General features: G+C 45.5%; 1 protein-coding gene. It reads right to left on the bottom strand.

Annotated elements, in window-relative coordinates; all coding sequences use genetic code 11:
- Positions 1-146: Ldh family oxidoreductase (locus tag ACYVTD_RS18730; RefSeq protein WP_461249090.1), on the bottom strand; the 146-nt coding region annotated here is incomplete at its 3' end.
- Positions 147-323: the final 177 nt, after the last annotated feature.

Genomic DNA, 323 nt, shown 5'->3' with positions numbered 1-323 from the left:
AGCCTGTGTATGCCGTGGGAGTCTATCCCGTAAAGGTCGGCGCGGAGCAACACGTCGCTGATTATTTTACTTTGTTCCGAAGTAAAACCGTACGCCGCGAACAACGCTTCGCAGAATTGTCTCGCTTTTTTTGTTTCTATTTGCATATAATTTATTTCCCTTTTATTCGTTAACCGGAATCGAAGCGAGCGGCCTTGCCGTTACTTCCCTGGAAAATTCCCCGATATTGTATTCGCCCAAACCTTCCGCCACTTCATAAGAAGCGACCCTGAAATAATACAAAGTTCCGTTTTTAAGACCGTCAACCGTAATGCTTGTTACCC

It is taken from the genome of Treponema sp. R6D11 (assembly GCF_054786075.1).
Note: the sequence above shows the minus strand (reverse complement) of the source record. Positions and strands in the feature narration are given on the sequence as shown.